General features: G+C 70.5%; 20 protein-coding genes and 1 riboswitch. Of the genes, 9 read left to right on the top strand and 11 right to left on the bottom strand.

All coding sequences use genetic code 11. The features are described from left to right. The first annotated feature begins 12 nt into the window (after window positions 1-12). Complete coding sequence (locus tag ACIQ7Q_RS01455; RefSeq protein ID WP_403855062.1) at window positions 13-1,587, top strand: M23 family metallopeptidase; 1,575 nt, start codon at window positions 13-15, stop codon at window positions 1,585-1,587. 94 nt (window positions 1,588-1,681) lie between these two features. Here ACIQ7Q_RS01455 and pcrA read toward each other — a convergent pair whose 3' ends face one another. After that, window positions 1,682-4,117 carry a DNA helicase PcrA gene (pcrA, locus tag ACIQ7Q_RS01450; RefSeq protein WP_403855060.1) on the bottom strand — a complete coding sequence of 812 codons (2,436 nt, stop codon included), beginning with the start codon at window positions 4,115-4,117 and terminating at the stop codon, window positions 1,682-1,684. A 240-nt stretch (window positions 4,118-4,357) separates the two neighbouring features. Next, window positions 4,358-4,521: riboswitch (cyclic di-AMP (ydaO/yuaA leader) on the top strand. Between the two features lies 1 nt (window position 4,522). On the opposite strand from pcrA, the gene ACIQ7Q_RS01445 reads away from it, so the two are divergent. The 3 genes from ACIQ7Q_RS01445 to ACIQ7Q_RS01435 all read left to right on the top strand — a co-directional run bounded on the left by ACIQ7Q_RS01445 (window position 4,523) and on the right by ACIQ7Q_RS01435 (window position 7,784). Next, on the top strand, window positions 4,523-5,698 hold the full coding sequence (locus ACIQ7Q_RS01445; RefSeq protein WP_403855058.1) for an NlpC/P60 family protein: 1,176 nt from the start codon (window positions 4,523-4,525) through the stop codon (window positions 5,696-5,698). Between the two features lie 435 nt (window positions 5,699-6,133). After that, the gene (locus tag ACIQ7Q_RS01440; RefSeq protein ID WP_403855056.1) at window positions 6,134-6,517 is read left to right on the top strand and encodes a hypothetical protein; all 384 of its coding nucleotides are present in this window, start codon (window positions 6,134-6,136) and stop codon (window positions 6,515-6,517) included. A 46-nt stretch (window positions 6,518-6,563) separates the two neighbouring features. Beyond that, window positions 6,564-7,784 (top strand): tetratricopeptide repeat protein, encoded by a 1,221-nt coding sequence (locus tag ACIQ7Q_RS01435; protein ID WP_403855054.1) that lies wholly within the window; start codon window positions 6,564-6,566, stop codon window positions 7,782-7,784. A gap of 381 nt (window positions 7,785-8,165) precedes the next feature. On the opposite strand, the gene ACIQ7Q_RS01430 is transcribed toward ACIQ7Q_RS01435, so the two are convergent. Further along, a complete protein-coding gene (locus tag ACIQ7Q_RS01430; protein WP_403855052.1) occupies window positions 8,166-8,519 on the bottom strand; it encodes a hypothetical protein in 354 nt (117 codons plus the stop codon). A gap of 378 nt (window positions 8,520-8,897) precedes the next feature. Here ACIQ7Q_RS01430 and ACIQ7Q_RS01425 point away from each other — a divergent pair, with 378 nt between their 5' ends. Together ACIQ7Q_RS01425 and ACIQ7Q_RS01420 are read left to right on the top strand one after the other, a co-directional pair. After that, window positions 8,898-9,947 carry an NlpC/P60 family protein gene (locus tag ACIQ7Q_RS01425; RefSeq protein ID WP_403855050.1) on the top strand — a complete coding sequence of 350 codons (1,050 nt, stop codon included), beginning with the start codon at window positions 8,898-8,900 and terminating at the stop codon, window positions 9,945-9,947. Between the two features lie 95 nt (window positions 9,948-10,042). Next, the gene (locus ACIQ7Q_RS01420) at window positions 10,043-10,807 is read left to right on the top strand and encodes a GNAT family N-acetyltransferase (RefSeq protein WP_403855048.1); all 765 of its coding nucleotides are present in this window, start codon (window positions 10,043-10,045) and stop codon (window positions 10,805-10,807) included. Between the two features lie 7 nt (window positions 10,808-10,814). On the opposite strand, the gene ACIQ7Q_RS01415 is transcribed toward ACIQ7Q_RS01420, so the two are convergent. Together ACIQ7Q_RS01415 and ACIQ7Q_RS01410 are read right to left on the bottom strand one after the other, a co-directional pair. Further along, window positions 10,815-11,504, bottom strand: a complete 690-nt coding sequence (locus ACIQ7Q_RS01415) for a LuxR C-terminal-related transcriptional regulator (protein WP_403855046.1) — start codon at window positions 11,502-11,504, stop codon at window positions 10,815-10,817. Continuing rightward, window positions 11,501-12,793, bottom strand: a complete 1,293-nt coding sequence (locus ACIQ7Q_RS01410) for a PspC domain-containing protein (protein WP_403855044.1) — start codon at window positions 12,791-12,793, stop codon at window positions 11,501-11,503. Before ACIQ7Q_RS01410 ends, ACIQ7Q_RS01415 begins: the two co-directional genes overlap by 4 nt. A 181-nt stretch (window positions 12,794-12,974) precedes the next feature. Here ACIQ7Q_RS01410 and ACIQ7Q_RS01405 point away from each other — a divergent pair, with 181 nt between their 5' ends. Next, the gene (locus tag ACIQ7Q_RS01405; RefSeq protein WP_403855042.1) at window positions 12,975-14,312 is read left to right on the top strand and encodes a PspC domain-containing protein; all 1,338 of its coding nucleotides are present in this window, start codon (window positions 12,975-12,977) and stop codon (window positions 14,310-14,312) included. Window positions 14,313-14,516: 204 nt separating this feature from the next. On the opposite strand, the gene ACIQ7Q_RS01400 is transcribed toward ACIQ7Q_RS01405, so the two are convergent. From ACIQ7Q_RS01400 to guaA, 4 genes are all read right to left on the bottom strand, one after another. Continuing rightward, window positions 14,517-15,038: a DoxX family protein gene (locus tag ACIQ7Q_RS01400; RefSeq protein ID WP_403855040.1), complete on the bottom strand. Its 522-nt coding sequence runs from the start codon at window positions 15,036-15,038 to the stop codon at window positions 14,517-14,519. Window positions 15,039-15,175: 137 nt separating this feature from the next. Then, window positions 15,176-16,417, bottom strand: a complete 1,242-nt coding sequence (locus tag ACIQ7Q_RS01395; protein ID WP_403855038.1) for a hypothetical protein — start codon at window positions 16,415-16,417, stop codon at window positions 15,176-15,178. 150 nt (window positions 16,418-16,567) lie between these two features. Next, entirely contained in the window at window positions 16,568-17,380 is an 813-nt protein-coding gene (locus tag ACIQ7Q_RS01390) for a class II aldolase/adducin family protein (RefSeq protein ID WP_403855036.1), read from the bottom strand. Between the two features lie 101 nt (window positions 17,381-17,481). Next, window positions 17,482-19,062: a glutamine-hydrolyzing GMP synthase gene (gene guaA / locus ACIQ7Q_RS01385; RefSeq protein ID WP_403855034.1), complete on the bottom strand. Its 1,581-nt coding sequence runs from the start codon at window positions 19,060-19,062 to the stop codon at window positions 17,482-17,484. A gap of 308 nt (window positions 19,063-19,370) precedes the next feature. On the opposite strand from guaA, the gene ACIQ7Q_RS01380 reads away from it, so the two are divergent. Next, entirely contained in the window at window positions 19,371-19,673 is a 303-nt protein-coding gene (locus ACIQ7Q_RS01380; RefSeq protein ID WP_403855032.1) for a chorismate mutase, read from the top strand. A gap of 848 nt (window positions 19,674-20,521) precedes the next feature. Then, complete coding sequence (locus ACIQ7Q_RS01375) at window positions 20,522-21,535, top strand: LAETG motif-containing sortase-dependent surface protein (RefSeq protein WP_403855030.1); 1,014 nt, start codon at window positions 20,522-20,524, stop codon at window positions 21,533-21,535. 107 nt (window positions 21,536-21,642) lie between these two features. Here ACIQ7Q_RS01375 and ACIQ7Q_RS01370 read toward each other — a convergent pair whose 3' ends face one another. The 3 genes from ACIQ7Q_RS01370 to ACIQ7Q_RS01360 all read right to left on the bottom strand — a co-directional run bounded on the left by ACIQ7Q_RS01370 (window position 21,643) and on the right by ACIQ7Q_RS01360 (window position 26,897). Beyond that, entirely contained in the window at window positions 21,643-23,454 is a 1,812-nt protein-coding gene (locus ACIQ7Q_RS01370; protein ID WP_403855028.1) for a GMC oxidoreductase, read from the bottom strand. A 42-nt stretch (window positions 23,455-23,496) separates the two neighbouring features. Next, a complete protein-coding gene (locus tag ACIQ7Q_RS01365; RefSeq protein WP_403855026.1) occupies window positions 23,497-25,113 on the bottom strand; it encodes a succinic semialdehyde dehydrogenase in 1,617 nt (538 codons plus the stop codon). A 224-nt stretch (window positions 25,114-25,337) separates the two neighbouring features. Further along, window positions 25,338-26,897: a serine/threonine-protein kinase gene (locus ACIQ7Q_RS01360; protein WP_403855024.1), complete on the bottom strand. Its 1,560-nt coding sequence runs from the start codon at window positions 26,895-26,897 to the stop codon at window positions 25,338-25,340. Window positions 26,898-26,948: the final 51 nt, after the last annotated feature.

Below are 26,948 nucleotides of genomic sequence, written 5' to 3'. Positions count from 1 at the left end.
GAGAGAAGTTGGGTGAACGACCAGCACGCCCACGCCGGGTACGGCGGCTACGCCACCGGCAGCTTCGACTCCGACCCGCTCTTCGGCGCCCTTCCGGGCAGTTACGAAGCGGGCCACAGCGGCCAGTACGACTCGTCCCAGTGGGACAGCGGCTCCCACCAGCCCGCCGGCTACGACGCATACGCGACGGCCGAGCAGGCTCAACAGCCGCAGTACGACCAGCAGTACGGCCAGTACGACACGACCGGGCAGTGGGACGCGAGCGCCTGGAACGAAGCGGGCGGAACCGGCCAGTACGAGACGGCCGCCGCCACCTTCGCCTACGACACGACCGGCCAGTGGGCGCCCGGCACCTTCGAGACCGGCGCCTACGACGCCACCGCGTGGAACTCCGCGGCGGCCACGCCGGAGGGCCTGGTACCCCAACAGTTCACTCCGCAGCAGGAGTTCACCCAGCCCGTCGAGCAGCTCACGTACGAGGCATACGGCACGCACGCGACGAACGATCCGTACGCGATAAACGATCTGTACGAGTCGAACGATGCGTACGAGACGGGCAGTACGTACGAGGCGAACCACGCGCACGAGGCGAACGACACGTACGAGACGGGCGATCTCTACGCGGCGAACGAGGCGTACGCGACCGCGTACTCCTTCGAGGCCGAGCCGGACAACGCCGCCCCGACGGACACCGAACCCGGGCACGAGGCCGACCACGAGGCGCAGTCCGCGACCGAGCTCCTCACCGTCGAAAGCGGCGACGAGCCGGAACACGACGCGCCCGCACAGACCATGCCCGCCACCCCCGTCACCCCCCGCCCGGTCCGCCGCAGCGGCGGAAGTCGCGGCCGCCGCCGTACGCCGGCCAAGCGCTCGGCGCTGCTGACCGTCGCCGTGCCCTCCGCCTGTGTCATGGGTGTCGCCGGCGTAGCCGCCGCGTCCGTCAGCGGTCTCGGCAGCGGCAGCGAGACGAAGGACGGCAAGAGCAACGTCACGGCCGCCGACCCGGCTTCCGTCGAGCCGGTCGCCGCCAACAACGCCATGGACACCCAGCTCGCCGCGCTCAGCGCCGACGCCCGTGACTTCGGCGACCGCGCCTCCCGCACGCAGGAACGCCTCGACCTCAAGGCGCGCCAGGCGGCGGAGAAGAAGAAGCGCGAGGAGGAGGCCGCTCGCCGTGAGGCGCTGCGCCCCAAGTTCATGATGCCGGTGAAGCAGGACGGGCTCAGCGCGTACTACGGCCAGTCCGGTGTCAACTGGATGTCCCTGCACAGCGGTATCGACTTCCCCGTCCAGTACGGCACCGAGGTCATGGCCGCGACGGACGGCACCGTCCGCACGCAGTGGAACAGCGCCTACGGCAACATGGCCATCGTGACGGCGGCCGACGGCACCGAGACCTGGTACTGCCACCTCAGCAGCACCAAGATCCGCAGCGGCTCGGTCAAGGCTGGCGACGTCATCGCATACTCGGGCAACTCGGGCAACTCCACCGGCCCGCACCTGCACTTCGAGGTCCGGCCCGGCGGCGGCGCGGCCATCGACCCGCTGCCGTGGCTCCGCAGCCACGGCATAGAGCCGACGTAGGCGGCGTCCGCACCACGTGAACGGCAAGAACCGGGCCCCCGCGGGGGCCCGGTTCTGTCAGAGCTTCTTGAACCGCCGGCGCGCCTCGAAACCGTCAGAGCTTCTCGACCGGCGCGTACCTCAGCAGCAGCCGCTTGGGCTTCTCGTCCCCGAAGTCGATCGTCGCCTGCGCCTCGGAGCCGGAGCCCGTGACCCCCACCACGGTCCCCAGCCCGAACTGGTCGTGGGTGACCCGGTCGCCGACCGCCAGCGAGATCACCGGCTTGTCGCCCGTACGCCGTGTGGCGAAGCCCGATGCGCCGCCGCGCGAGCGGGACGACGACAGGGAGGACGCGATACCCGATGTCGGCCCCGCCGGCGCGGCCATCGGACCGGTCCGCTTCCAGGTCAGATGCTGTCCGGGAATCTCCTCGAGGAAGCGCGACGGCGGGTTGTACGAAGGCTGGCCCCATGCGCTGCGCAACGTCGACCGGGTCAGATAGAGCCGCTCACGGGCGCGGGTGATGCCGACGTACGCCAGGCGCCGCTCCTCCTCCAGCTCCTTCGTCTGCCCCAGCGCCCGCATGTGCGGGAAAACGCCGTCCTCCATGCCGGTCAGGAACACGACGGGGAACTCGAGACCCTTTGCGGTGTGCAGGGTCATCAGCGTGATGACGCCGGTGCCCTCGTCGTCCTCGTCGGGGATCTGGTCGGAGTCGGCGACGAGCGCCACCTTCTCGAGGAACTCGGCGAGCGTCCCCGCGCCTTCTTCCTCATCGCGCTCCTGCTCGAACTCGAGCGCGACCGCCGCCAGTTCCTGGAGGTTCTCGATGCGGGTCTCGTCCTGCGGGTCCGTGGACGCCTGCAGTTCGGCGAGGTAGCCGGTCCGCTCCAGCACGGCTTCCAGTACGACGGCCGGGCCCGCGCCCGAGTCGGCGATCGTGCGCAGCTCCTCCATCAGCACGTTGAACCGCTTGACCGCGTTCGCCGAGCGGGCCGCCATGCCGTACGCCTCGTCGACGCGGCGCAGCGCCTGCGGGAAGGTGATCTTCTCCCGCAGCGCGAGGGCGTCGATCATCGCCTCCGCGCGCTCGCCGATACCGCGCTTGGGCACGTTGAGGATGCGGCGCAGCGGGACGTTGTCCTCGGGGTTGGCGAGGACGCGCAGGTACGCCAGTACGTCGCGGACCTCTTTGCGCTCGTAGAAGCGCACTCCGCCGACGACCTTGTAGGGCAGGCCGACGCGGATGAAGATCTCTTCGAAGACACGCGACTGGGCGTTCGTCCGGTAGAAGACGGCGACGTCGCCGGCCTTCGCCTCTCCTGCGTCCGTGAGCCGGTCGATCTCGTCGGCGACGAACTGCGCCTCGTCGTGCTCGGTGTCCGCGACGTAGCCGGTGATCTGCGCGCCGGCGCCCGCGTTGGTCCACAGGTTCTTGGGGCGGCGGGACTCGTTGCGCTCGATGACGGCGTTGGCGGCGGAGAGGATCGTCTGGGTGGAGCGGTAGTTCTGCTCCAGCAGGATCGTCGTCGCGTCCGGATAGTCCTCCTCGAACTGGAGGATGTTGCGGATGGTCGCGCCACGGAAGGCGTAGATCGACTGGTCGGCGTCGCCGACGACGCACAGCTCGGCCGGGGCCAGGTCCTCGTACCCCTTGCCCACCAGCTCGCGCACGAGCGTGTACTGAGCGTGGTTGGTGTCCTGGTACTCGTCGACGAGGACGTGCCGGAACCGCCGCTGGTAGTGCTCGGCGACATCCGGGAACGCCTGGAGCAGGTGGACGGTGGTCATGATGATGTCATCGAAGTCCAGGGCGTTGGCCTCGCGCAGCCGCGCCTGGTACATCCGGTACGCCTCTGCGAGCGTCTTCTCGAAGCCGTCCTGGGCCTGGTCGGCGAAGGTCTCCTCGTCGATCAGCTCGTTCTTCAGGTTCGAGATCTTGGCGCTGAAGGACTTCGGCGGGAACTTCTTCGGGTCGAGATCCAGATCACGGCAGACCAGCGACATCAGCCGCTTGGAGTCCGCCGCGTCGTAGATCGAGAACGACGACGTGAAGCCCAGCTTCTTCGACTCGCGGCGCAGAATCCGGACGCAGGCGCTGTGGAAGGTCATGACCCACATCGCATTGGCGCGCGGGCCGACCAGGTCCTCGACGCGCTCCTTCATCTCACCGGCGGCCTTGTTGGTGAAGGTGATCGCCAGTATCTGGCCGGGGTGGACATGCCGCGTGCCCAGCAGATGCGCGATGCGGTGGGTGAGGACCCGGGTCTTGCCGGAGCCGGCGCCGGCCACGATGAGCAGCGGTGACCCTGTGTGGACGACGGCCGCACGCTGTTGTTCGTTCAGCCCCTCGAGCAGGGCGGCGGGGTCCACGACAGGGCGCGGGGCGCCGTCGCGGTAGTACCCGTCGCGGGCCGGAGGCACGTCGAACGCGCCCTGGAAGAGATCGTCCGGAAGCTGCTCCGGAGCCGATTCCTCGGGCGGCGGCGGTTGCTCGTCCCCGTCGGGCTGGAGGTCCGCCAGGAAGCTGTCGTCAAAGAGGCTGCTCATCGCTTAACGAGTCTAGGCGGCCGGACCGACAGCCCGTGGCCGCATCGGGGACACGAGCGGGACACGGTACGTGACGGGACGCATCCGCCCTGCCACAGCGGCCCGCCCGACGGCCGCCCGCGGAAAAAGGTCACGAAAATGTATCGGACATATCGAACATCAACCTTCACAGCACACACACGAGTTGGCTAGCGTGCTCGACCAGGCGGCCCGTACCCCTCCTGGCGAACCACGCCGAACGGGCGGCCTGCGCCGAATCCGGGCTCCCGTCAAGGGAGTTCGGAACCGGGGACCCACCATGCACAACCGGGGTGAATCGGACCGCGCACCACTCGGTCCGTAGGGCGTCTTCCGTTCCGCCCGAACCCGACAGCTAACCCGGTAGGCGGTCCACGGAAGAAGGAGATGCCGGCCTTGGCGTCGCATCGCAAGCCCCGCAGCCGAACCGCAAAGCCCTCCCCCGCCGTCGGGTTCACGACGGCAGCCCTCGCCGGTGTGACGCTGCTCTCCACGCAGAGCGCGACCGCCGCACCCTCCGACCCGAAGCCCAGCATCGAAGAGGTGCAGAAGAAGGTCGACGACCTGTATCGGCAGGCGGGCAGCGCCACCCAGGAGTTCAACAAGGCCAAGGAAGCCACGGCGGAGAAGCGCCAAGAGGTGGACCAGCTGCTCGACGACGCGGCCAAGCGCACCGAGAAGCTGAACGAGTCCCGCCGCGCCCTCGGCAACTATGCGGCCGCCCAGTACCGCACCGGCGCCGTCACCCCCACCGCCGCCCTGATGTTCGCGGACAGCCCGCAGGCGTACTTCGACCAGACGCAGCTGATGGACCGCATGACGGACCAGCAGCGCAGGACCGTCACCGAGTACGAGACCGAGCGGGCGGCGGCTGCCAAGCAGCGCGCGGAGGCGACGAAGAGCCTCGAGTCCCTCACGGACTCCCAGGAGTCCCTGCGCACCAGCAAGCAGACCGTGCAGACCAAGCTCGCCGAGGCACGCACGCTGTTGTCGAAGCTGACGGCCGAGGAGAAGGCACGGCTCGCCGCGATCGAGCGGAAGAAGGAGGAGGAGGCGCGCCGCAAGGCCGAGGCGAAGGCAAAGGCCGAGGCGGCGGCACGCGCCGAAGCGGAGGCGGAACGGCAGCGGCAGCGGCAGGAGCGCGAGACCACCCCGGGCGGGGACACCGGCACGGGCGCCGGGACCGGTACCGGCACGGACGACGGCACCTACGCGGCCAAGGCCGACAAGGTCCTCGCGTTCGCCCGCACCCAGATCGGCAAGCCGTACGTCTGGGGCGCGACGGGACCCAGCTCGTACGACTGCTCCGGCCTCACCCAGGCCGCGTGGAAGGCCGCCGGTGTGGACCTGCCGCGCACCACCTGGGACCAGGTGGAGGTGGGCTCCCGCGTGCAGACGGCCGATCTGCTCCCCGGCGATCTGGTCTTCTTCTACGACGACATCAGCCACGTCGGCATATACATCGGCGACGGCAAGATGATCCACGCCCCCAAGCCGGGCGCCAACGTCCGCGAGGAGTCGATCTACTACATGCCCATCTACGGCAGCGTCCGCCCCGCCTGACGCAGGGCGGCCAGCTGTAGGGCCGCTTTAGATCTGTCAGATTCTCAGCGATCTGTCGTCAACTTGTCGTCTGCGACAGGTCGCTGAGAATCACTCCGTAGAGTGGCCCTCGGCCACTCACAGCATCCTTGCCCTCCCCCGATGCATGGGACGCCGCAGCCAATGGGCAGTCTCGGCCGGGATCACCTTCTGTGTCCCTTCGGGTACGTATATCGCCGGTGGCGGTGCCGTACGTATCGGTTCGAGAGCCAACGGCTGAGGCCAGAGCTATGGAGGTCCGCTACCGCCAGGCAGACGGGGTCTTCGCGGAGACCTCGTCGCATCTGCTGGTGAGTGAAGAGGTAGCGGCCGGGCTGCCGGTGCGGGAGTTCCGCTGGTACAAGAGGCGTCGGCACTACTCGGGCTGGTACCACGCGGTGACGCGGCGATCGTCTGGTGCCCTACGAGAGCCGTTTGGAGCTCGCCCGCATCGTGCTGGCGGATTTTGCCCAGGATGTAGCCGAGATTGCCGCTCAGCCGTTCCAGGTATGCGGGGACGACGGAGCCGGCATCCGTCGGCACGTACCGGATCTGCTGCTGACGCATGCGGACGGGCTGGTCACGGTGGCGGACATCAAGGCTCCGTACCGTGTGGACGTACCGGAGGTAGCGGCCCAGTTCGACGGCCTGTGCGGCGGGAGACGCGGCGTCCGCGGCGCCGGCGCCGACGAGGAGTCGGCCGGGCAGTTGTGGCAGCCTGCGTCCGCCAGACAGGCGAAAGCGCCATTCGGTTGGATGCCACCGGCCCCTGACCGGTTGCGGCCGTCCGAGTTTGGCTGATTGCTGAGGGTGTCGACATCAACGGCGCGACCCCCAGGAGACACGCATGAGCTACCAGCAGGACCTGATAATCTGCCGCGAGCTGGGCGAACGCCATGGCGAGAGCCGGGCGCTGAACAGCCTCGGCGTCGCCCTGCAGCAGGTGCAGCGGTTCGACGAGGCCATCGACGCCCACCAGCACGACCTCGTCACCTGCCGCGAGCTGGGCGAGAGCCATGCCGAAGGACGGGCCCTGAACAATCTGGGCATGGCTTTGCAGCAGGTGCGGCGGTTCGACGAGGCCATCGACGCACATCAGCAGGCCGCCGCTCGTTTCGCCGAGCTGGGTGACCATCACCGCGAGGCGCAGGCCCTGAACAATCTGGGTACGGCTTTGCAGCAGGTGCGACGGTTCGACGAGGCCATCGACGCACATCAGCAGGCCGCCACCCGGTTCACCCATCTGGGTGACCAACACCGCGAGGGGCAGGCCCTGAACAATCTGGGTACGGCTTCGCAGCAGGTGCGGCGGTTCGACGAGGCCATCGACGCACATCAGCAGGCCGCCGCCCGGTTCACGGAACTCGGCGACCATGACGGTGAGGGCCGAGCCCTGAACAATCTGGGTACGGCTTTGCAGCAGGTGCGACGGTTCGACGAGGCCATCGACGCACATCAGCAGGCCGCCACCCGGTTCACGGAACTCGGCGACAACGAGGGCGAAGGCCGAGCCCTGAACAATCTGGGTACGGCTTTGCAGCAGGTGCGACGGTTCGACGAGGCCATCGACGCACATCAGCAGGCCGCCGCCCGGTTCACGGAACTCGGCGACAACGAGGGCGAAGGCCGAGCCCTGAACAATCTGGGCATGGCTTTGCAGCAGGTGCGACGGTTCGACGAGGCCATCGACGCACATCAGCAGGCCGCCGCCCGGTTCACGGAACTCGGCGACAACGAGGGCCGGGCCCTGAACAACCTCGGCACCGCCCTCCAGTCCCGGGGGCTGTGGCGGGGACGCAAGGGCAAGGACCAGAGCGATGCCAAGAGTGACGCCAAGGTTCGCGGCGAGCGTCTGGTGCCGCTCGTCGAGGACGTCCCCTCGGCATCCTCGGCCGTATCGGCGTCCGTGGCTACCGATTACCCCTCGTCCCCGGAGCTGCCCGCGAAGACGGAGGTCCTTTCGCTCGTATCCATGGACGAGTCGTCGGCGCAGGAAGACCTCCAGGCCAACAAGCGCTGGGGACGCCGCCGCAAGGTCGTGGACCCGGTGCTCTCCGACGACCGGTAGTGAGGCGGGGCGTGCGCCGTCATCAGCCGCAGACGCCGAAGCCGTACACCGTCTCCGAGCGGTACATCCTGCCCGGCCGCAGTTCCCTACTGGGAGCTGCGGCCGGTTGGGGCGTGAACCTCCTCCAACGCTCGGGCTGCCGTGGACACTCGGCCACCGATCTTGCGGCCCCGCAGTACCCCGGCCGCGGAGGATGGACAGCGCACGCACCGAAGAAGCGGGCCGTAGTCCACATGCCTGGGCTATGGCGAGCGGTCGGACGGCTCGGCCGTCCGGGCATCCGTGTGTCCGCCGCGTCGGCCCGGACCGCCACTCAGGTCGCGTCCGGGCCGCCCCTCAGGCCCGGAGCGGACCGCCCCTCAGGCCCGAGCGGACCGCTGCTCAGGTCCAGAGCGTGGCGATGAAGATGTTGACCACGGTCAGACCGCCGACCGCGCCGAACAGCGCCTTGTCGACCCTCTCCTCGTCCCGCTTCACGTACACCAGGCCGAGGATCACCACCAGGACCGCCAGCTTGATGCCGATCTTGAGGTTGTTCACGGTCTGGTCGTCCGCCTGGTTCAGACCCACCAGCGCCACGCCCGTGATCAGCATGGTCAGCGCGCCGTGCAGCATCGGCGCGTTGAAGCGGGCCGTGCCGTCGCGCATCGCCTTCGTCTGGGTCAGGAACCCGCCCAGCAGGGAGGCGATGCCGATGATGTGCAGTGCCACGAAGACATTGATGAGTACGTCCATGGCCGGACTCTAACCGCCGCCTTACCACTGCCCGTCGGGCAGGTGGGCGGGTTCGGTCGCATCGGTCGGTCGAGTACCGGAATGCGGGCCCGCGTCGCCGACGCGGCGTTCAGGAACCGATCCCGAATCTCCATCTTCGAAAGTTTGAGGACCTTCCGCCCCGCCCCCGTGACCGCCGGGTCTAGCGTCCTGCTCCAGGTGGCCGACTCCCCACCCGCCGTCGTGCAGCCGGACGGCACTCGGCCGCCACCGCCGAGGATCCGGCGGCGGACCGCTCCCCTGTGCGGCCCGCCGCCGGACCCGAAGGGACGGACCCAGCCCCTAGGGGACGGACCCGCAGGAACGGCGGCAGGCCGACGGAAGGACGTGGAAGCCCTCGTGGCAGCGCACCGCAGATCCAGGCAGCATCCGCTCACCGGGCCGGCCGTCCGCACCGCGGCCACCTTCGCGCTTGCCGGAGCGGCGACCACGACCGCGTTCGGCGGCACAGGACATGCCGAGCCCCGTCCCACCGCCGCACAGATCAAGGCACGGGTCGACAGGCTGTACCAGGAGGCGGAGGCCGCGACCGAGAAGTACAACGGCACCAAGGAGCGGGTGGAGAGCGCCCGGAGGTCGCTGGACTCGCTGCGCGACGAGTCGGCCCGCAGGACCGAGCGCCTGAACACCTCCCGCAACGCGCTCGGTTCCATCGCCACCGCCCAGTACCGGGGCGGCGGCCTGGATCCCGCCCTGCAGCTGGCGCTCACCTCGGACCCTGACGAGTACTTGGAACGCGCGGCCCGCGCCGAGCGCGTCGGCGCACGCCACGCGTCGGCGATCGCCGGTGTGCACCGGCAGCTGATGGAGCTCGCACGCCTCAAGGCACAGGCCGGCGAACGGATGGCCACGCTGGAGACACGCCGGGCCGAACTGGCCCGTCACAAGGCCACCGTTCGGGAGAAGCTCGCGGCCGCCGAGCGCCTGCTGGCCGAGCTGACGTCCGAGCAGCGCGCCGCCTACAACGGCGGCGGCCCGGCGGACGCCCCCGCACGCGCCGACCGCTCGAGCACGCCTCGCGGCCCGCTTCAGGCGCCGAGCAGCCGGGCCGCCCAGGCCGTCGCCTACGCCTACGGAGCGCTCGGCAAACCGTACGTATGGGGCGCGACGGGGCCCGGTGCGTTCGACTGCTCGGGCCTCACCCAGGCTGCGTGGCGTTCCGCGGGCGTCTCCCTGCCCCGCACGACCTACACCCAGGTCAACGCGGGCCGACGGGTCCCCCGTTCGCAACTCGCCCCTGGTGACCTGGTGTTCTTCTACTCGGGCGTCTCGCATGTCGGCCTCTACATCGGCGGCGGCCAGATGATCCACGCACCGCGCCCCGGCGCCCCGGTCCGTGTCGCGCCGATCGACCAGATGCCGTTCGCGGGAGCGACCCGCCCCGCGTAGCGGCCCCGGACGCGGTCCGAATTCGGTTGCCCGGGCCCTGGGCGGGTGCCACCATCCCGAGGTCCGTCCCCAAGGCCGACCGGCAGGAGCTGTACGTGGAACTCGACGTCCAGAACTATGTGCGCGCGCTCGCACTCCGCTCACCGAGCCACGTACGCGTCGGCCCCTTCACCGTGCGCTACAACGCCGACTGGCCCATCCCGCCCGTCAATTACGCCGTCCCCGACCCGGGCGCGAGCCCGACAACCGACGACATCAAGGCGCTGATCGAGGTGTTCAGGGAACGGGACCGGCTGCCGCGCCTGGAATTCCTGCCGTCCTGCTCGCCCGATGTCGAACCTGCCCTGCGGGAGGCCGGTTTCACCGTCGAGCGCCGTGCTCCGCTGCTCGCCTGCACGCCCGAGGCGCTCGTGCCGCCGTCCCCGGCGCCGGGCATCACCTTCACCGTGCTGTCCGACGAGGCCGGTTACCGCGCCGCGGCAGGCGTGCAGCATGACGCCTACGGCATGGAAGGCGAGCCGACGGAGGGCCAGATCGGCGGCCTGCGCGGCGTCGCGGAAGGCGGCGGCGTGGCGGCGCTCGGCACGGACGAGACGGACGGCATCCCGGTCGCCGCCGGCAGCTGCTCCATCCCGATCGACGGCCTCAGCGAGCTGACCGGTCTCGGGGTCGCCGCCTCCCACCGGCGCAGGGGCATCGGCGCCGCGCTCTCCGCCTACCTGACGGCGCAGGCCTTCGGCCTCGGGTGCCGCACCGTCTGGTTGGAGCCCGGCGACTCGGACATCGAGCGCATCTACGCCGGCATCGGCTACAGGCGCGCCGGCGACAAGACCGACATGTCCTTGACCCAAGGATCCTGACTGCCCGTCACACCAGGCGGCGGGCCGTCGCCCACCGTGTCAGCTCGTGCCGGTTGGACAGCTGCAACTTCCGCAGCACCGCGGACACATGCGACTCGACGGTCTTCACCGAGATGAACAGCTGCTTGGCGATCTCCTTGTACGCGTATCCGCGCGCGATCAGCCGCAGCACCTCGCGCTCGCGCTGGGTGAGCCGGTCCAGGTCCTCGTCGACCGGCGGCGCGTCGGTCGAGGCGAACGCGTCCAGCACGAAGCCGGCCAGCCGGGGCGAGAACACCGCGTCGCCGTCCTGCACGCGGAAGATCGAGTCGACCAGGTCGGTGCCCGTGATGGTCTTGGTGACATAGCCGCGGGCGCCGCCCCGGATCACGCCGATCACGTCCTCGGCGGCGTCGGAGACCGACAGCGCCAGGAACCGCACCGGGTTCTCCGCCGCCGCCATCAGCGTGGCGCAGCGGCGCAGCACCTCGACCCCGCCCCCGCCGGGCAGATGCACGTCGAGCAGCACGACCTCCGGCCGGGTCGCCGTGATCACGGTGACCGCCTGGTCGACATCCGCGGCCTCGCCGACGACCTCGACACCCGTGCGCTCCGTCTGGCCGATCTCGGCCTGCACGCCCGTGCGGAACATCCGGTGGTCGTCGACGAGCACGACCCGCGCCCGCCGCTCCGAACTCACTCCGGCAGTCTCGGTCATCCGTCCGCCCTCTCCATCTCCAGCTCCACTTCCGTACCCCCTCCGGGCACCGAGCGCAGCCGCGCCGTCCCGCCGTTGCGCTGCATACGGCCGATGATCGATTCTCTGACGCCCATACGGTCCTGCGGGACCGCGTCCGGGTCGAAACCCGGCCCCCGGTCCCGTACGGAGACGAAGACCGTACGGCCCTCGACCTCCGCGTAGACCTGCACCGCCCCGCCCGCGCCACCGTACTTGGCGGCGTTGACCATCGCCTCGCGCGCGGCCTGCATCTGTGCGCCCAGCTTCTCGTCGAGCGGGCAGTCGCCGACGACGACGACCTCCAGCGGGACGCCGTGCTTGTCCTCGACCTCCGCGGCCGCCTTCTTGACCGCCTCCGCGAGGGTGTCCGGCTCCTCGTCCTCGTCCTTGCCGGTGCCCTCCGGCTTGTAGAGCCAGTTTCGCAGCTCGCGCTCCTGCGCGCGGGCGAGCCTGCGCACTTCGCCGGCGTCGTCGGCGTTCCGCTGGATCAGGGTGAGCGTGTGCAGTACGGAGTCATGGACATGGGCGGCGACCTCCGCACGCTCCTGGGCCCGGATGCGCATGGTCCGCTCCTCGGAGAGGTCCTGCGTCATCCGCACCAGCCAGGGGCCGGCGAGCAGGGCGACACCGGCGATGACGGCGACCGCGGCGGTCAGGATGTTCCCCAGCTGGGCAGCCGAGCCGCGCACCACCATGAAGACGGTCAGGCCCATACCGACGAGCGCGACGCCCGCCAGCGCGCGGGCCAGCTGGAGCAGCCGGCGCCGACGGCCGACGTCGGTCCAGCGGGCGCGGCGGGCGTTGTCCGCCTGCCGCCAGACCAGGACCACACCGGCGCCGATGAGCAGCGTCGGCCACACGTAGCGGTTGCTGCCGCGCATGTCGACGTTGCCGACGAAGACCGCGGCACCGAAGAGCAGCGCGACCAGCGCGAAGAGCTGGCCCTTGTCGGGCTTCCGCAGCCGCCGGCGGCCGTCGGGCGTGGTCTCGAACACCGACCCCCGCGATTCGGCGGCCCGGCCGCCGACGCCGAGCGGCACGACGATCCAGAACACCGCGTAGAGCACTGCGCCCAGACCGTCGGCCAGGAACAGTCCGAGGAAGACAAGGCGCACCCAGACGACGGGGAGTCCCAGATGCCCGGCCAGGCCGCGCGCCACACCGCCGAGCATCCGGCCGTCGGCACTGCGGTACAGCCTGCGCAGAGCCGGCTCCTCCGGCAGCGGGGCGCGGGAGGTGCCGGTGGTTCCGGGCGTGGCGACTGGCATGCCCCGATCGTCACACGCGGGGGCCCGGCGCGGAATCAGGGTCGTCCCTTAAACCGACCCTGATACCGAGCCGGGCTCGTGTCAGCAGCGCGCGTCGTCGAGACACCTAGGGCCGGATATCAGGGAACGGCCAGGGTCGGGGCGGGTGCCCTCACGCCGCGCAGCCCGTCACCATGGACACATGACTGAGCCGACCACGCCGTCCGGGGAGCCGCACGCCGACGCGCGGACCCACGCGGGCCCGCGGGCGCCCGCGCCGGGCGGAACGGTGCCCGAGGTGCCGCCGCTTCGCCGCTCGCCCCGGCACAAGGTGGTGGCCGGCGTGTGCGGCGGTCTGGGCCGCTACTGCGACGTGGACCCGGTGATCTTCCGGATCGCCATCGGCGTCCTCTCCGTGACCGGCGGGATCGGCCTGATCTTCTACGGGTTCGCCTGGCTGCTGATCCCGTCGGAGGACGACGACGAGAACGAGTTCCGCCGCCTGCTCTCCGGACGGGTCGACGGCGCCTCGCTGACCGCCGTCCTCCTCGCGCTGATCGGCTGCGGGGTCTTCCTCTCCATGCTGGGCAACGGCGGCACGCTGTTCTTCGCGGCGCTGCTGTCGCTGACTGTCGCCGGTGCCGCCGTGTGGTCCCAGCGCCGCCTGCTGGCGACCACGGAGGGCGCGCCGATGGACACGGCCACGGCGCACGCGGTGGCGGAGGCCCCGCCGGAGACCAAGGCGCCGCCCGCTCCGGAGAGCCCGTCCTGGTGGCGCGACCCGATCGTCAAGGACGGCACCACGGGCCCCGTGCCGACCGGTTATCTGTGGGGTCCGGCCTCAGCGATGGCGGAAGCCGCCGCGCCGACCGTCCACGTGCGGGGGCCGGTGCCGCGGCAGGGCCGGGGTCCGCGGGGCATCGGCGGCCCGGTCTTCCTTCTCGCCCTGCTCGCGGGCGGGCTCGGCACCGCGATCGGCTGGGAGGGGCAGCCGCTGGGTACGGCCCTGCAGATCGGGCTGGTCGCCGCGCTGGCGGTCTTCGGGCTCGGTCTGCTGGTCAGCGCCCTGCTGGGACGCACGGGCTTCGGCACGATCCTGCTCACGCTCGTCACCGCCGGGATGCTGGCGGCTGCCTCCGCGCTGCCGAAGGACATCGGCACGAGCTGGGGCGAGACGGCGTGGCGGCCCGCCGCGGTCACGGCCGTGGAGCCGCTCTACGAACTGGGCACCGGCGTCGGCACGCTGGACCTGTCGGCCGTCGCCGTCCCGGCGGGCACGAGGGTGACGACACGGGCCGAGCTCGGTGCGGGTCAGCTCAAGGTCGTGGTGCCGAAGAACGCTCGGGTGGAGCTCACCGCCGAGGTGGGCATCGGCGACATCCGCCTCCCCGATGACACGGCGGAGGACATCGACGTCGGCCCGAGCCAGGACCGCAGGAGCACGCTGGCACCGGCGGCGGGCGTGAAGCCGGGTGGCACGGTGGAGCTGGATCTGGAAGTCGGCATCGGACAGGTGGAGGTCACCCGTGCAGCGCCATGAGTCGGGGGCCCGCCCGGGCACTGGGACGGGCCGCGGGTTCCGGCACGAATTCCGGCCCGCGCGGCTGATCGCGGGGCTGTGCGTGCTGACCACGGCCCTGCTCTACGGCGGGGACGCCGCGAACGCCTGGCACACCCCGTGGTGGCTGGCGTTCCCGCTCGTCTTCGGCGGGCTGTTCGTGGCCGGCGCGGTGGCCGCTCTGCACTACGGAGTGCGTCGCCGCCGTGCCGCGATCAGCGCGTCGAGGGAGAACACGGAGGCGCCGGCCAGCACCAGCGGCAGCCAGGCCATCAGGTAGGCGAGATCATTGCCGTAGTAGTACGGATCCGTCTGCCAGCTCACGGTCAGCCACAGGCTCAGCGAGATCAGCGCCCCTCCCAGGGCGGCGAGCCTGGCCAGCAGTCCGACGAGGGTGCCGATACCGACCGCCAGTTCGCCGAGGGCGATGGCGTAGCCGAAGCCATCCGGGTTGCTCAGCGCCAGGTCGACGAGGGCGGGCACGGCGGACGAGTCGCGCACGCCGTTCATCAGCTCTCCGACGGAGCCGGTGCCGCTCGCCGACATGAAGGCGCTGTCCGTGAGTTTGTCGATGCCCGCGTAGATGAACGTGACGCCGAGGAAGAGACGTAGCGGCAGCAGCGCGTACCGCTGAGCCTGCTCCTTCCATCCGCGCCGCTCGACGTCGAACGTTTCGTACGTGGATGTCGCCCGCTGCGTGTGTGTCATCGCTGGTCCCGCTTTCAGGTTGACCCGTCAGACGACCATACGTACGGCTTGGCCATGCCGCTCACCAGGTTGGCGACACAGACTGTGACACGCGGGGCACAAGAAGCACAGGAGGTGCGAGCAACCCGGACGGACCGTCAGTCGGTCACCTCGATGAGGCAGCGGTTGCTCTCCACGCCTGCGGCCGTCACCACCTGCACATTGACCTGGCCGGGCTCCACCTCCACCGGGACCGGCACGGTGAGCACCGTGTCGGTCGGGTTGGCGAAGCCGCCGGGGACGGGGATCAGCGGCACGTGCACATGTACTGCCCCGATACGTACGACCATGCGGGCCAGCCGGTCCGGCGCACCGGCGCCGGGCGGGACGAAGCCGGTGCCGCGGATCTCGATGTCGTCGCCGGTGCGGATCGGCCCGTCCAGGTCGCCGGCCTCGCGGGCCCGCACCACGGACATCACGACGGGCCGGCCGCCCTCCGCGTACTTGGCCGCCAGGTACGTCGCCGCTGATACCGCCACCAGCAGCGCGGCACCCCAGGGCAGGTCGGGCAACTGCCCGGGGCTGCGGCCCAGTCGTACCAGCGCGAACGTCACGGCCGCCGCGCTCACCAGCAGGTACTGCACATCGGCGAAGGCGGCGCGGCCGTCGTCGTCGCAGATCAGGTCGCGGGGGCGGGGCCGGTCGGCCCGCACCTTCTGCAGCCGCTGTCCCCGCACGCGTAGGGCGACGACCCGGCGCGCCGTCACGGCTACCGCGCAGGTGAGTGCGACGACGAACAGCAGACCGCCGCCCCGGCCGACGGCCATCCCCTCGAAGAGCCGGTCGCGGTCGGCGGGCGCGGAGGCCCAAGCCTGCTGCAGCGCGAGGACCATGACCGCGCAGCACACGAACAGCACCCAAGCGGCGGCCACGGCGCGGGAGGTGGAGAGCCGGTTGTCCTCGCCGGTCAGCGGGGCGAGCAGGCCGCCTTTCGCCCGATGGGCTTGGGCTGCGCCGGTCAGCAGCACGGCGACGGCCAGTCCCGCCAGGAGGCCGGCCGTACGGGCGCCGGTCCAGCCCGCTCCTATGGCGGTCACGGTCTGACCGAGGACGAGCGCACCGAAGCAGGCCCAGACGGCGGCCAGGGAACGGTGCCGCAGGCTGCGCAGCCGGGCCGTGGCAGCCGCTCGGCCGCGGTCGGAGACGGCACGGGCGGACTGCGTCAGTTCGTCGGACACCCACTGGCGGGAGGCGCCCGGCGAATGGGCGACTGCCGTGGGCAGGCCGTGACCGGAGGCGAACTCGTCCCGCCGACGGATGAATTCGGCCACTGCTCGCCGGTGGCTGTCGCGCGCGTCGTGCACGCACTCGTCGCACCGTCCCGCTTCCTGCACCGCCACGACCGAACGCCACCTCTCCACGCATCGCACCGGACCCATCGCCGTGTGATGCAGGGGAATTGTGCCGTACGCAAACCGCCGCCACCCCGATGGCCGAGGCCAGGGAGGGTGAATCATGACGTCACCGCATTGACGCTCCCCCGTCCTCGCTCACCGCAGCAGCTCCGGCTCCTCCCGGCTGATCTGCCGCCACAGGGGCTGGTAGTTGATCCATGCGGCCAGATCGCCGCCGATCTGGCCGCGCGTGGCCAGCGCCTCCCGATGCCCGATGAGCAGGGGCTTTCCGGCGGCCCGCGCCGCGAGCTGGACCTGGGCGCAACGCTCCATGGAGACGAACCACCAGGCGGCGGCGTCGACCGAATCACCGACCGTCAGCAGACCGTGGCCCAGCAGTACGACGGCTTTGTACGCGCCGAGGGCCTCGGCGATCCGCCGCCCCTCATCCTCGTCGACGGAAACACCCGTGTACGCGTCGATGAGCGCGTGGTCCTCGTAGAAGGCGCACGCCTCCTGAGTGATGGGCTCGATCAGCTCACCGAGCGCCGCGAGCGCCCGCCCGTGCACGGAGTGGGTGTGTGCGACGGCGACCACGTCGGGCCGGGCGAGGTGCACCTGCGCATGGACCGTGAACGCCGCCTGGTTGACGTGGTGGCGCCCGACGACGGCCTGCCCCTTCTTGTTGGCGAGGACCAGATCACCGGCGGACACCTGCGAGAACGGGACCCCGAACGGATTGACCCACAGGCAGTCGGCGAACTCGGGGTCCCGGACGGTGATGTGTCCGGACACCCCGTCCTCGTAGCCGAACCGCCCGAACAGCCGCAGCGCCCCGGCCAGCCGCTCCTTGCGGTACGCCCGCTCCTCGACCACGGTCGCGTGCACGGGCGGCATCGCGAACCGCAGCTGCTCCGCGGGTATGGGCTCGGGTGTCCGGGGCGTCTGCGGCGGTGGCGTCTCGGTCATGGCCGGAAGGTAACGCCGGACCCTTCAACTGACCAGACACACGACGAGGCCGCCGCCCACAAGGTGAGCGGCGGCCTCGGCAGCCGAGGGAGCGGGACCTGCTACTCCCACTCGATGGTGCCCGGGGGCTTGCTCGTCACATCGAGGACCACGCGGTTCACGTCCGCGACCTCGTTGGTGATCCGGGTCGAGATCTTCGCCAGCACGTCGTACGGCATCCGCGTCCAGTCCGCCGTCATCGCGTCCTCCGACGAGACGGGGCGCAGCACGATCGGGTGACCGTAGGTGCGGCCGTCGCCCTGGACGCCGACGCTGCGGACGTCGGCGAGCAGCACCACCGGGCACTGCCAGATGTCGCGGTCGAGACCGGCCACCGTGAGCTCCTCGCGGGCGATCGCGTCCGCCTCGCGCAGCAGGTCGAGGCGCTCGCGCGTGACCTCGCCGACGATGCGGATGCCGAGGCCCGGGCCCGGGAACGGCTGGCGCTGGACGATCTCGTCCGGCAGGCCGAGCTCCTGGCCGACCATGCGGACCTCGTCCTTGAACAGCTTGCGCAGCGGCTCGACGAGCTCGAACTCGAGGTCCTCGGGCAGGCCGCCCACGTTGTGGTGCGACTTGATGTTGGCGGTGCCGGTTCCGCCGCCGGACTCGACGACGTCCGGGTAGAGCGTGCCCTGGACGAGGAACGCGACGTCCTCGCCGTGCTCGGCCTCGGCCACGATCTCGGCCTGAGCCTGCTCGAAGACGCGGATGAACTCGCGCCCGATGATCTTCCGCTTCTCCTCCGGATCGGACACCCCTGCGAGCGCGTCGAGGAAGCGCTCCTGCGCGTCGACGACCTTGAGCTGGACACCCGTGGCGGCGACGAAGTCCTTCTCGACCTGCTCCGTCTCGCCCTGGCGCATCAGACCGTGGTCGACGTACACGCAGGTCAGCTGGGAGCCGATGGCCTTCTGCACGAGGGCCGCGGCGACGGCGGAGTCCACGCCGCCCGACAGACCGCAGATGGCGCGCTTGGTGCCGACCTGCGCGCGGATCGCCTCGACCTGCTCCTCGATGACGTTGCCCGTGGTCCAGTTCGGCTCGATGCCGGCGCCGCGGTAGAGGAAGTGCTCGAGGACCTGCTGGCCGTAGGTGGAGTGCATCACCTCGGGGTGGTGCTGCACGCCGTACAGCTTCTTCTCGTCGTTCTCGAAGGCGGCGACCGGCACGACGTCGGTGGACGCGGTGACCGTGAAGCCCTCGGGAGCGGCGGAGCACGCGTCGCCGTGCGACATCCACACCGGCTGCTCGGCCGGGGTGCCCTCGAAGAGCGTCGAGCTGCTCTTGGAGACATGGAGCGGCGTGCGGCCGTACTCACGGGCTCCAGTGTTGTCGACGGTGCCGCCGAGCGTCGTCGCCATCAGCTGGAAGCCGTAGCACATGCCGAAAACCGGGACCCCGGCCTCGAAGATCGCGCGGTCCAGGCGCGGGGCGCCCTCCGCGTACACCGACGAGGGACCGCCGGAGAGGATGATCGCCTTCGGGTTCTTGGCCAGCATCTCCGCCACCGGCATGGTGGACGGGACGATCTCGCTGTAGACCCGGGCCTCACGGACGCGGCGGGCGATGAGCTGGGCGTACTGCGCACCGAAGTCGACTACGAGTACGACGTCGGGGGCGGCGGAGGGTGCTGCTGGCACTGGGGCGGCCTTCCGGCGGGGAGAAAGGGTCTGCTCTGTCGATTCTACCGGCGCGCCGGTTATCACTTTTCGTCTCACCATCCGAACCGGGATTGGCCCCCTCGACGGGATCCGGTCCATACTTCTCGCATGCACAAGCAGCTGACCTTCGTCTTTACCTATGGCACCGGCCCGTCCGGCTGCCATAGTCGCGCTGCTTGATCTGCTGATCAGCGACTTCCCAGGCGCCCCGGGCCGACAAGGCCCGGGGCGCTCTGTCGTTCTCCGGACCGTGCCGATCCGGGCCCACCGACCGAGAGGCCCATGAGATGAGCATCACCGAGACCGCGCACACCACCGCCGAGAAGACCGGCGCCCGCACCGACGAGGCCGCGAACCTGATCACCGGGGCACGCGAGCGCATCAACACGCTCGACGACCGCATCATCGGCCTGATCCAGGAACGGATGGCCGTCTCCGCCGTCATCCAGGAGGCCCGGATCTCCTCCGGCGGCCGCCGGGTGAACCTGGCGCGCGAGATGGAGGTGCTGAGCCACTACAGGGACGCGCTCGGCAAGCCGGGTACGGCGCTGGCGATGACGATGCTGGAGCTGTGCCGGGGCCGGATCTGAACGGGGCCGGGCCGGGCCGGATCCCGGCCCCGGGCCCGATCGGTGCGGTCCGCGTACCCCTGCGTATCTGCGTTCGGGCGCATCCTCACCCGTACGGCGCGTGACGCACCCGGCGGGCCTTCGTTGGTCCGGTTGTCCGTGCCAGCCAGGGGCGGGCCGTGAAGGGAACCACGCGTGGCTCCGCTGGAGCGTGTGACGTACTGCAGGTACGTCGTGGGACCTCGCCCCAGCGCGCGTGACCGGTCGGCAGGGGACAGCAGCCCGGTCACCCAAAAGCGGTCGGCTCCGGGGACGCCCGGAGCCGACCGCATCGGGCACAGAACGGCCCGGCCGGCCGACAGCCTGCCCAGCACATGCAGCACGAGCAGGCCCCCTCTGCGCACCCACATCGCCGAAGGTCGTAACCACCGGGCGCCCCCTGTGCGCCGGGACCCTCGAGACCTCCCCGACGCGGCGCAACCGCCCGACGCCGCGTCTTCGCACCGCCGCTGCCCTGATGCCGGTGCTGGGCGCAGGGCCCCGCGGACGTGATGCCCGCGGGGCCCACTCTCATTCCTTCCTGCGCGAGGTGTCACTGGGGTGGGGGTGACGCCGCGTGCAGGAAGCCCCTCCGTCCCGGGGAACGTGGTGCGACGGCGCTTCACGGGATGAACTCGTTCCAGCCACGGGGGCGCGGGAGTGGCGCAGATCACACAAAGATCCTCTGAGTTGCGTGCAACCAATCCCCCTGGTCACAGGTCATGCATGCGTAACAACGACCTCACGTGTTCGCAGCCGTTGCGGTGCGGTGGGTCGGAACCCAGCCTTCGTGCCGCGTCCCGCGGTACCCAGACTTCACTGAGGTCTCCATGAAGATTCGCCGCGCCATGGCCGTCGCAGCCGCGACCGCTGTCATCGCCCCTGCCACCTTCCTGGCGGCGCCGGCCGCGTACGCGACGACCCCCACTCCGTCCACCACGGCCTCGGACACCGTGCCCCCGTCGGCTTCGCCCTCGGACACCGTGTCGCCGTCGCCGTCGGCCTCGGACACCACCTCCCCGTCGCCGTCGGCCTCGGACACCACCTCCCCGTCCCCGTCGGCCTCGGACACCACCTCCCCGTCCCCGTCGGCCTCGACGCCCACCGCGGACCCGGAGGACCCGGAGGAGCCGCCGTACTGCGAGGAACTGGACGAGAACTTCGAGGAGAAGGCCCTCGGTCTCGAGATCTCCGGCCTGCCCGGCAAGATCGTCGCCGGCAGCGGCTGGGAGGACTTCAACCTCACCGTCACCAACGAGTCGAAGGCCGACCTGAAGAAGGTCGTCTTCTACGCCGAGGTCGAGAACGACGAGATCGACGAGGACAAGTGGCTCAGCAAGTACGTCGAGCTGCAGTTCCGCATCCCCGGCACCGACACGTGGGAGCGGATCGGCAACGAGGACTGGGCGGGCGCCGAGTTCTGGGGCGTCGAGACCATGAAGCCCGACGACTTCGTGAAGGTCGACCTCCGCATGAACATCGCGAAGGACGCGCCTGCCGCTGACAGCTACTCCTTCGGTTCCGGCGGCTACCTGGCCAACATCGACGGCCAGGACTGCTTCGCCGCGAACGCCGGCGTCTACGCCGACTTCACCGTCCTGAAGCCGGGCACCCCGAACGACAACCCGGGCGAGGCCACGCCGGGCGAGGGCAACCCGGGTGACAAGGGCCCCGACACCAAGCCGCAGGGCGACGTCAAGGAGCTGCCGGTCACCGGCAACCTCGCCGAGACCGGTTCCGACTCGAACCTGCCCGTCATCGGCGCGGTCGGCGGTGTCGCGATCCTCGCCGGCGCCGGCGCCGTTCTCGCGATGAAGCGCCGCCGTGGTGACGCCACCGCGTAACTCCTGACACTCAGGCCCGCGTAACGCCTGACGCTCAGGCCCGCAAAGCCACCAAGGCCGCTGCACTCGGAGGGGGGTGCAGCGGCCTTTGTGCTGGGTACGGCAGGTCACTTCTTCGGCGGGACCACCGGCATCCCGAGGAACGGCAGCTTCAGTGCGCCGAACGCGTCCGCCGGAACCGCCGGTGACTTGGGCGCCACCGGGGCCAGACGTTCGTACGCCGTGCCCTGCGCCGGGCGGGGGTCCTGCTCGCCCTTGTTCGGCCAGAAGGACATGGCCCGTTCGGCCTGGGCGGTGATGGTCAGCGACGGATTGACTCCGAGATTCGCGGAGACCGCGGCGCCGTCCACCACCGAGATGCCGGGGTGGCCGTAGAGCCGGTGGTACGGGTCGATGACACCGTCCGTCTCCGTGGCGCCGATCGGACAACCGCCGAGGAAGTGCGCGGTGAGCGGTGTGCCCATCAGCTCGCCGATGTTGCTGCCCGCGAAGCCGTTGATCTCCTCTGCGAGCAGCGATGCGGCGCGGGTGGCCTCGGGGATCTGGTTGGGGTTCGGGGCTCCGTGGCCCTGCCGGGCGGTGAGCAGGCCCTTGCCGACGCCCTTCGGCTTGCGGTACGTGGTCAGCGAGTTGTCCAGGGACTGCATGACCAGACCGATGATGGTCCGCTCCGACCAGCGCCGGTTCGACAGCGCGCGCATCGCGAGCCACGGGTGCCGCGCCATGTTGCCGAGCCAGCCGACGACGCGGCCCTTCACCCGATAGGGCACCTGGAGGACGGTCATGCCGCCCATCGCGTTCGATCCCCTGCCGTAGCGGACCGGTTCGATGTGGGTGTTCGCGTCCGGGTGGATCGACGAGGTGATCGCGACGCCGCGCGTGAAGTCGACCCGCTCCGCGCCGTGCCGCTTGCGGTACCGCCGGTTGTCGGTCTGGGCGCCGACGAGTGCCTCGGAGTTGGTCCGGGTCAGCTCGCCGAGCCGCGACGAGAGGTGCGGCAGCCGGCCGCCGTCCTTCATCCGGTGCAGCAGCGTCTGGGTGCCGTACGTTCCCGCGGCGACGACAACCCGGCGGGCGGTGAACGTGCGGCCCTTCCCCTTCCGCCTGTTGTCGCTGGGCAGGGTCCGGATCTCGAAGCCGCCCCGCGAGTCCTCGGTGACGGCGACAACGGACGTCATGGGGTGGACGACTGCGCCCGCCTTCTCGGCCAGGTAGAGGTAGTTCTCGTTGAGGGTGTTCTTCGCACCGTGCCGGCAGCCCGTCATGCACTCACCGCACTCGCTGCACGCCTTGCGGGACGGGCCGGCTCCGCCGAAGTAGGGGTCGGCGACCTCCTCGCCCGGCCTGGCCTTCACCGTTCCGTCGGCGTCGTCACCGTCACCGAAGAACACGCCGACCGGCGCCATGTGGAAGCTGTCACCGACGCCCATGGCCTCCGCGGTCGCCTTCAGATGCACGTCGGAAGGCGTCATCGTCGGATTGAGCCGTACGCCGAGCATGCGCCGGGCCTGGTCGTAGTAGGGCTTCAGCTCGTCCTGCCAGTCCGTGATGTCCTTCCACTGCGGGTCGTTGAAGAACGGCGCGGGCGGCACATAGAGGGTGTTGGCGTAGTTGAGCGATCCGCCGCCGACGCCCGCTCCCGCCAGCACCATCACGTTGCCGAGCAGATGGATGCGCTGGATGCCGAACAGGCCGAGGGCAGGTGCCCACAGGTAGTTGCGCAGGTCCCAGGAGTTCTTCGGCAGGGACTCGCGGGTGAAGCGCCGGCCGGCCTCGAGCACGCCGACCCGGTAGCCCTTCTCGGTGAGCCGGAGGGCGGAGACGGAGCCGCCGAAGCCCGAACCCACGACGATCACGTCGTAGTCGTACGAGTCGTCGTCAGCCTCTTCCTGATTTTGGGCAGGGGGTACCTCGGACATGGCTCTCCTCGTGAACTGTTCGGGCGTACGGGCGGGTCGGGGTCAGCGAAGCCGCAGGGCCTTCATCGCCTTGAGACTGACGCTCATGAAGGCCGCGTACTTCTCGTCGTCCATGCCGAACGACGGGGCCAGCGGCAGCAGGCGCTGCTGGGCCACGGTCTGCGCCTCCGTGTACTTGAGGATGCCCTCGGAACCGTGGCGCCGGCTGAGTCCGGAGTCCTTCATGCCGCCCATCGGCGACTGGACGCTGCCGTACGCGGGTGCGTAGCCCTCGTTGATGTTGACCGTCCCGGTGCGCAGCGTGGCGGCGACGGCATGGCCGCGCTTCGCGTCCTTGGTCCAGACGCTGGAGTTGAGGCCGTACGGCGTGGCGTTGGCCTGCACGACGACGTCGTCCTCGTCCGTGAAGCGGTAGATGGAGACGACGGGGCCGAAGGTCTCCTCCGTGCACACCGCCATCGGCGCCTCGACGCCGTCGAGGATGGTCGGCTCGTAGAAGAGCGGCCCGATGTCGGGCCGGGCGACGCCGCCCGCGACCAGCTTGGCGCCCTTGGCGACGGCCTCCTCGACATGCCGGGTGACGGTCTCGAGCTGGCGCTCACCGACGAGGGAGCCCATGTCAGCCCCGTACGCGAGGGAGTTGCCGAGACGCATCGCCTTCGTGCGGGCGGCGAACCGGGCGACGAAGTCGTCGGCGATCGACTCGTGCACGTACAGCCGCTCGATGGAGATGCACAGCTGACCCGCGGAGGAGAAGCACGCCCGTACGGCACCGGCGGCGGCCTTCTCCACGTCGGCGTCGTGCAGCACCAGCATGGCGTTCTTGCCGCCGAGTTCGAGGGAGACGCCGACCAGCCGGGCGGCGGCGCCCTTGGCGACCTCGCGGCCGGTGCGGGTGGAGCCGGTGAAGGAGACGTAGTCGGCGTGCTTGACGACCTCGGGGCCCACGACGGGGCCGTCGCCGATGACGATCTGGAACACCTCGGCGGGCAGACCGGCCTCGATGAGCAGGTCACGTGCCCACAGCGCGGTGAGCGCGGTCTCTGTGTCGGGCTTCATCACCACGGCGTTGCCGGTGACGAAGGCGGGCAGCGCGTCCCCGACGGACAGCTCCAGCGGATAGTTCCAGGGTGCGATCTGCCCGATGACGCCGCGCGGATGGCGCAGCTCGGTCGCCTTGGTGAGCACGGGCACCACACCGGTGTGCCGCTTCGGCTTCAGGTACGCGGGCGCTTTGCGGCCGTAGTGGCGCGCGGCGACGGCGACCGCCTGCACCTCCTCGTGCGCGTGCAGGCGTGCCTTGCCGGTCTCCAGCTGAATCAGGTCGAGGACCTCTGCCTGGCGCTCCAGGATCAGGTCGTGGAACCGCAGCAGGACGGCCGCCCGGGCGCGGACCGGGGTGGCGGCCCACGCCGGCTGGGCGGCGCGTGCGCGTTCGAAGGCGATGGCGACGTCCTGCGGGGTGGACTCGGGGAGCTCGGCCAGCTGCTCGCCGGTGAACGGCGTGTGGTTGGCCGTACGGCCGGAGCCGACGACACCCTTGATCAGCTGGGCGACCACTTCGGGGGTCACCACGTCGGCGGCGGTGCGCGCGCCGGCCGGGGCGGCGGCGGTCGGGTTGGTGCCGAGGGCGGCCGTGGTGGCCTGCGAGTCCGTCATGGGGTGGAGAGTAGGCCCCGATCGGCCGTTTGGATACCCGTCGGTAACGGCTTTTCACCATCCGCACACGACCACGCCAGTGATTGCTGGCACATAAGCCCTGATCAGGGGCTATGGCCGGGCCTCACCGGCTTCGAGCAGCGGGTGAACGGATTCGTCAACGCGCGATGCCCGAATACCGGCGCGGATCCCGACGGCACGGATCAGGCCCCCGGCGGCACGGATCACTGCTGGGCGGGACGCCATCCGCGCAGCATGACATCGAACTGCTCGCGGGTCTTGGTCCAGTCCCCCGCCGGGCCCGACATGTAGAGGGCGTACTCCGTGCCGTCGTCCTCGTAGTACATCTGGTCGATCGCCCGCCGGGGTCCGGGGTGCTCCTTGCTCTCCGTCCAGGTGAACTCCCAGAGCGCCGAGTTCGTCCGGTCCCGGAAGGTGTTGGGATGCAACTGCACGCGGCGGTACTCGGGCAGCCGCTTCTCGAGGCTCTTCTGCATGTCGAGCATGTGCATGTACGGGTTCTCGTGGTCGGGCGCCGGGTCGATGCTGATACGAATGCGGTGGCGGCCGTTGTCGGGCGTGTAGTCGATCTGGTTGCCGTCCATCTGGCGCCGCCAGCCCTTGGGCACCCAGAGACTGAAGCCCTCCGGGTCGACGACGCGCTCCCAGCCCTTCGGGAGCCCCGAGGCGTTGCCCGGCTCGCCGGCCTGCGTGCCGCCCGACTGCGCGCCACCGGTACCTGTCTCCGTGCCGTCGCCGTCGTTCACGTACTGGGTGGCCAGGCCCGCGCCGCCGCCGACCACGGCAGCGAGCAGCACGACGACGAGAGTCTTGCGCAGGCGGCCGGGACGGCGGGGTGCGGCCGCCTGCGCCGTACCGGGCTCCGGCCCGGCGACCGGCCGCGGCGTCCGCTGGGTGGGTACGCGCATTCGCTCCGTGGCGGCCGGCGCACGCCCCTCCATGGCGTCCGTCAGCATCCGCTCCGCCTCGACCGCCGTGGGCCGGGCGGCCGGGTCCTTGCGCAGCAGAGCCATGATCACGGGGCCGAGCCGGCCGGCCCGCCTCGGCGCGGGCGGTTCCTCGTCCACCACTGCCTGCATGGTCGACAGCGGCGACGAGCGCCGGAACGGCGACTCCCCTTCGATCGCGGCGTACAGCGTCGCGCCCAGCGACCACAGATCGGACGCGGGCCCGGGGTCGTGGCCGCGCACGCGCTCCGGCGCGAGGTAGTCGATGGAACCGACGATCTCTCCCGTGCGGGTGATCGTCGCGTCCCCCTCGATGGCCGCGATCCCGAAGTCCGTGATCAGCGCCCGGCCGTCCTTGCCGAGCAGCACATTGGCGGGCTTGATGTCGCGGTGCAGCACGCCCGCGGCATGCGCGGCGCTCAGCGCGCCGAGGATGTGCAGCCCGATCCGGGCGGCCTCGGTCTCGTCGATCCGGCCCGGCTCCTTGGCGGCGTCCGCGAGCGACGGCCCGTCGACGTACTGCATGACGATCCAGGGGCGTGCGTCGTGCTCGAGCACGTCGTGGACGGTGACGACTCCGGGATGGCTGATCCGCGCGGCCGCCCGGGCCTCCTTCTGGGTGCGGGCGTGCAGGACGAGCCGGTCGGCCTCGGAGACGTACAGACCCGCCGTCAACTCCTTGACGGCGACTACTCTGTGCAACACCTCGTCATGGGCACGCCATACCTTGCCCATCCCTCCGCGTCCGATGGTCTCGCCCAACCGGTAACGCCCGGCAAGCAGCAGACCGGCGCCTGTGCTGTGAGTGTGTTCCACGTACCCCGCCCCGTTTCTTGGAATGCCAGGTTACGGAGCGGATGTACGGAC

The sequence above is a fragment of the Streptomyces sp. NPDC096176 genome, from assembly GCF_044763255.1.
Classification (GTDB): Bacteria; Actinomycetota; Actinomycetes; order Streptomycetales; family Streptomycetaceae; genus Streptomyces.
This window is presented reverse-complemented; position numbering and strand designations above follow the sequence as displayed.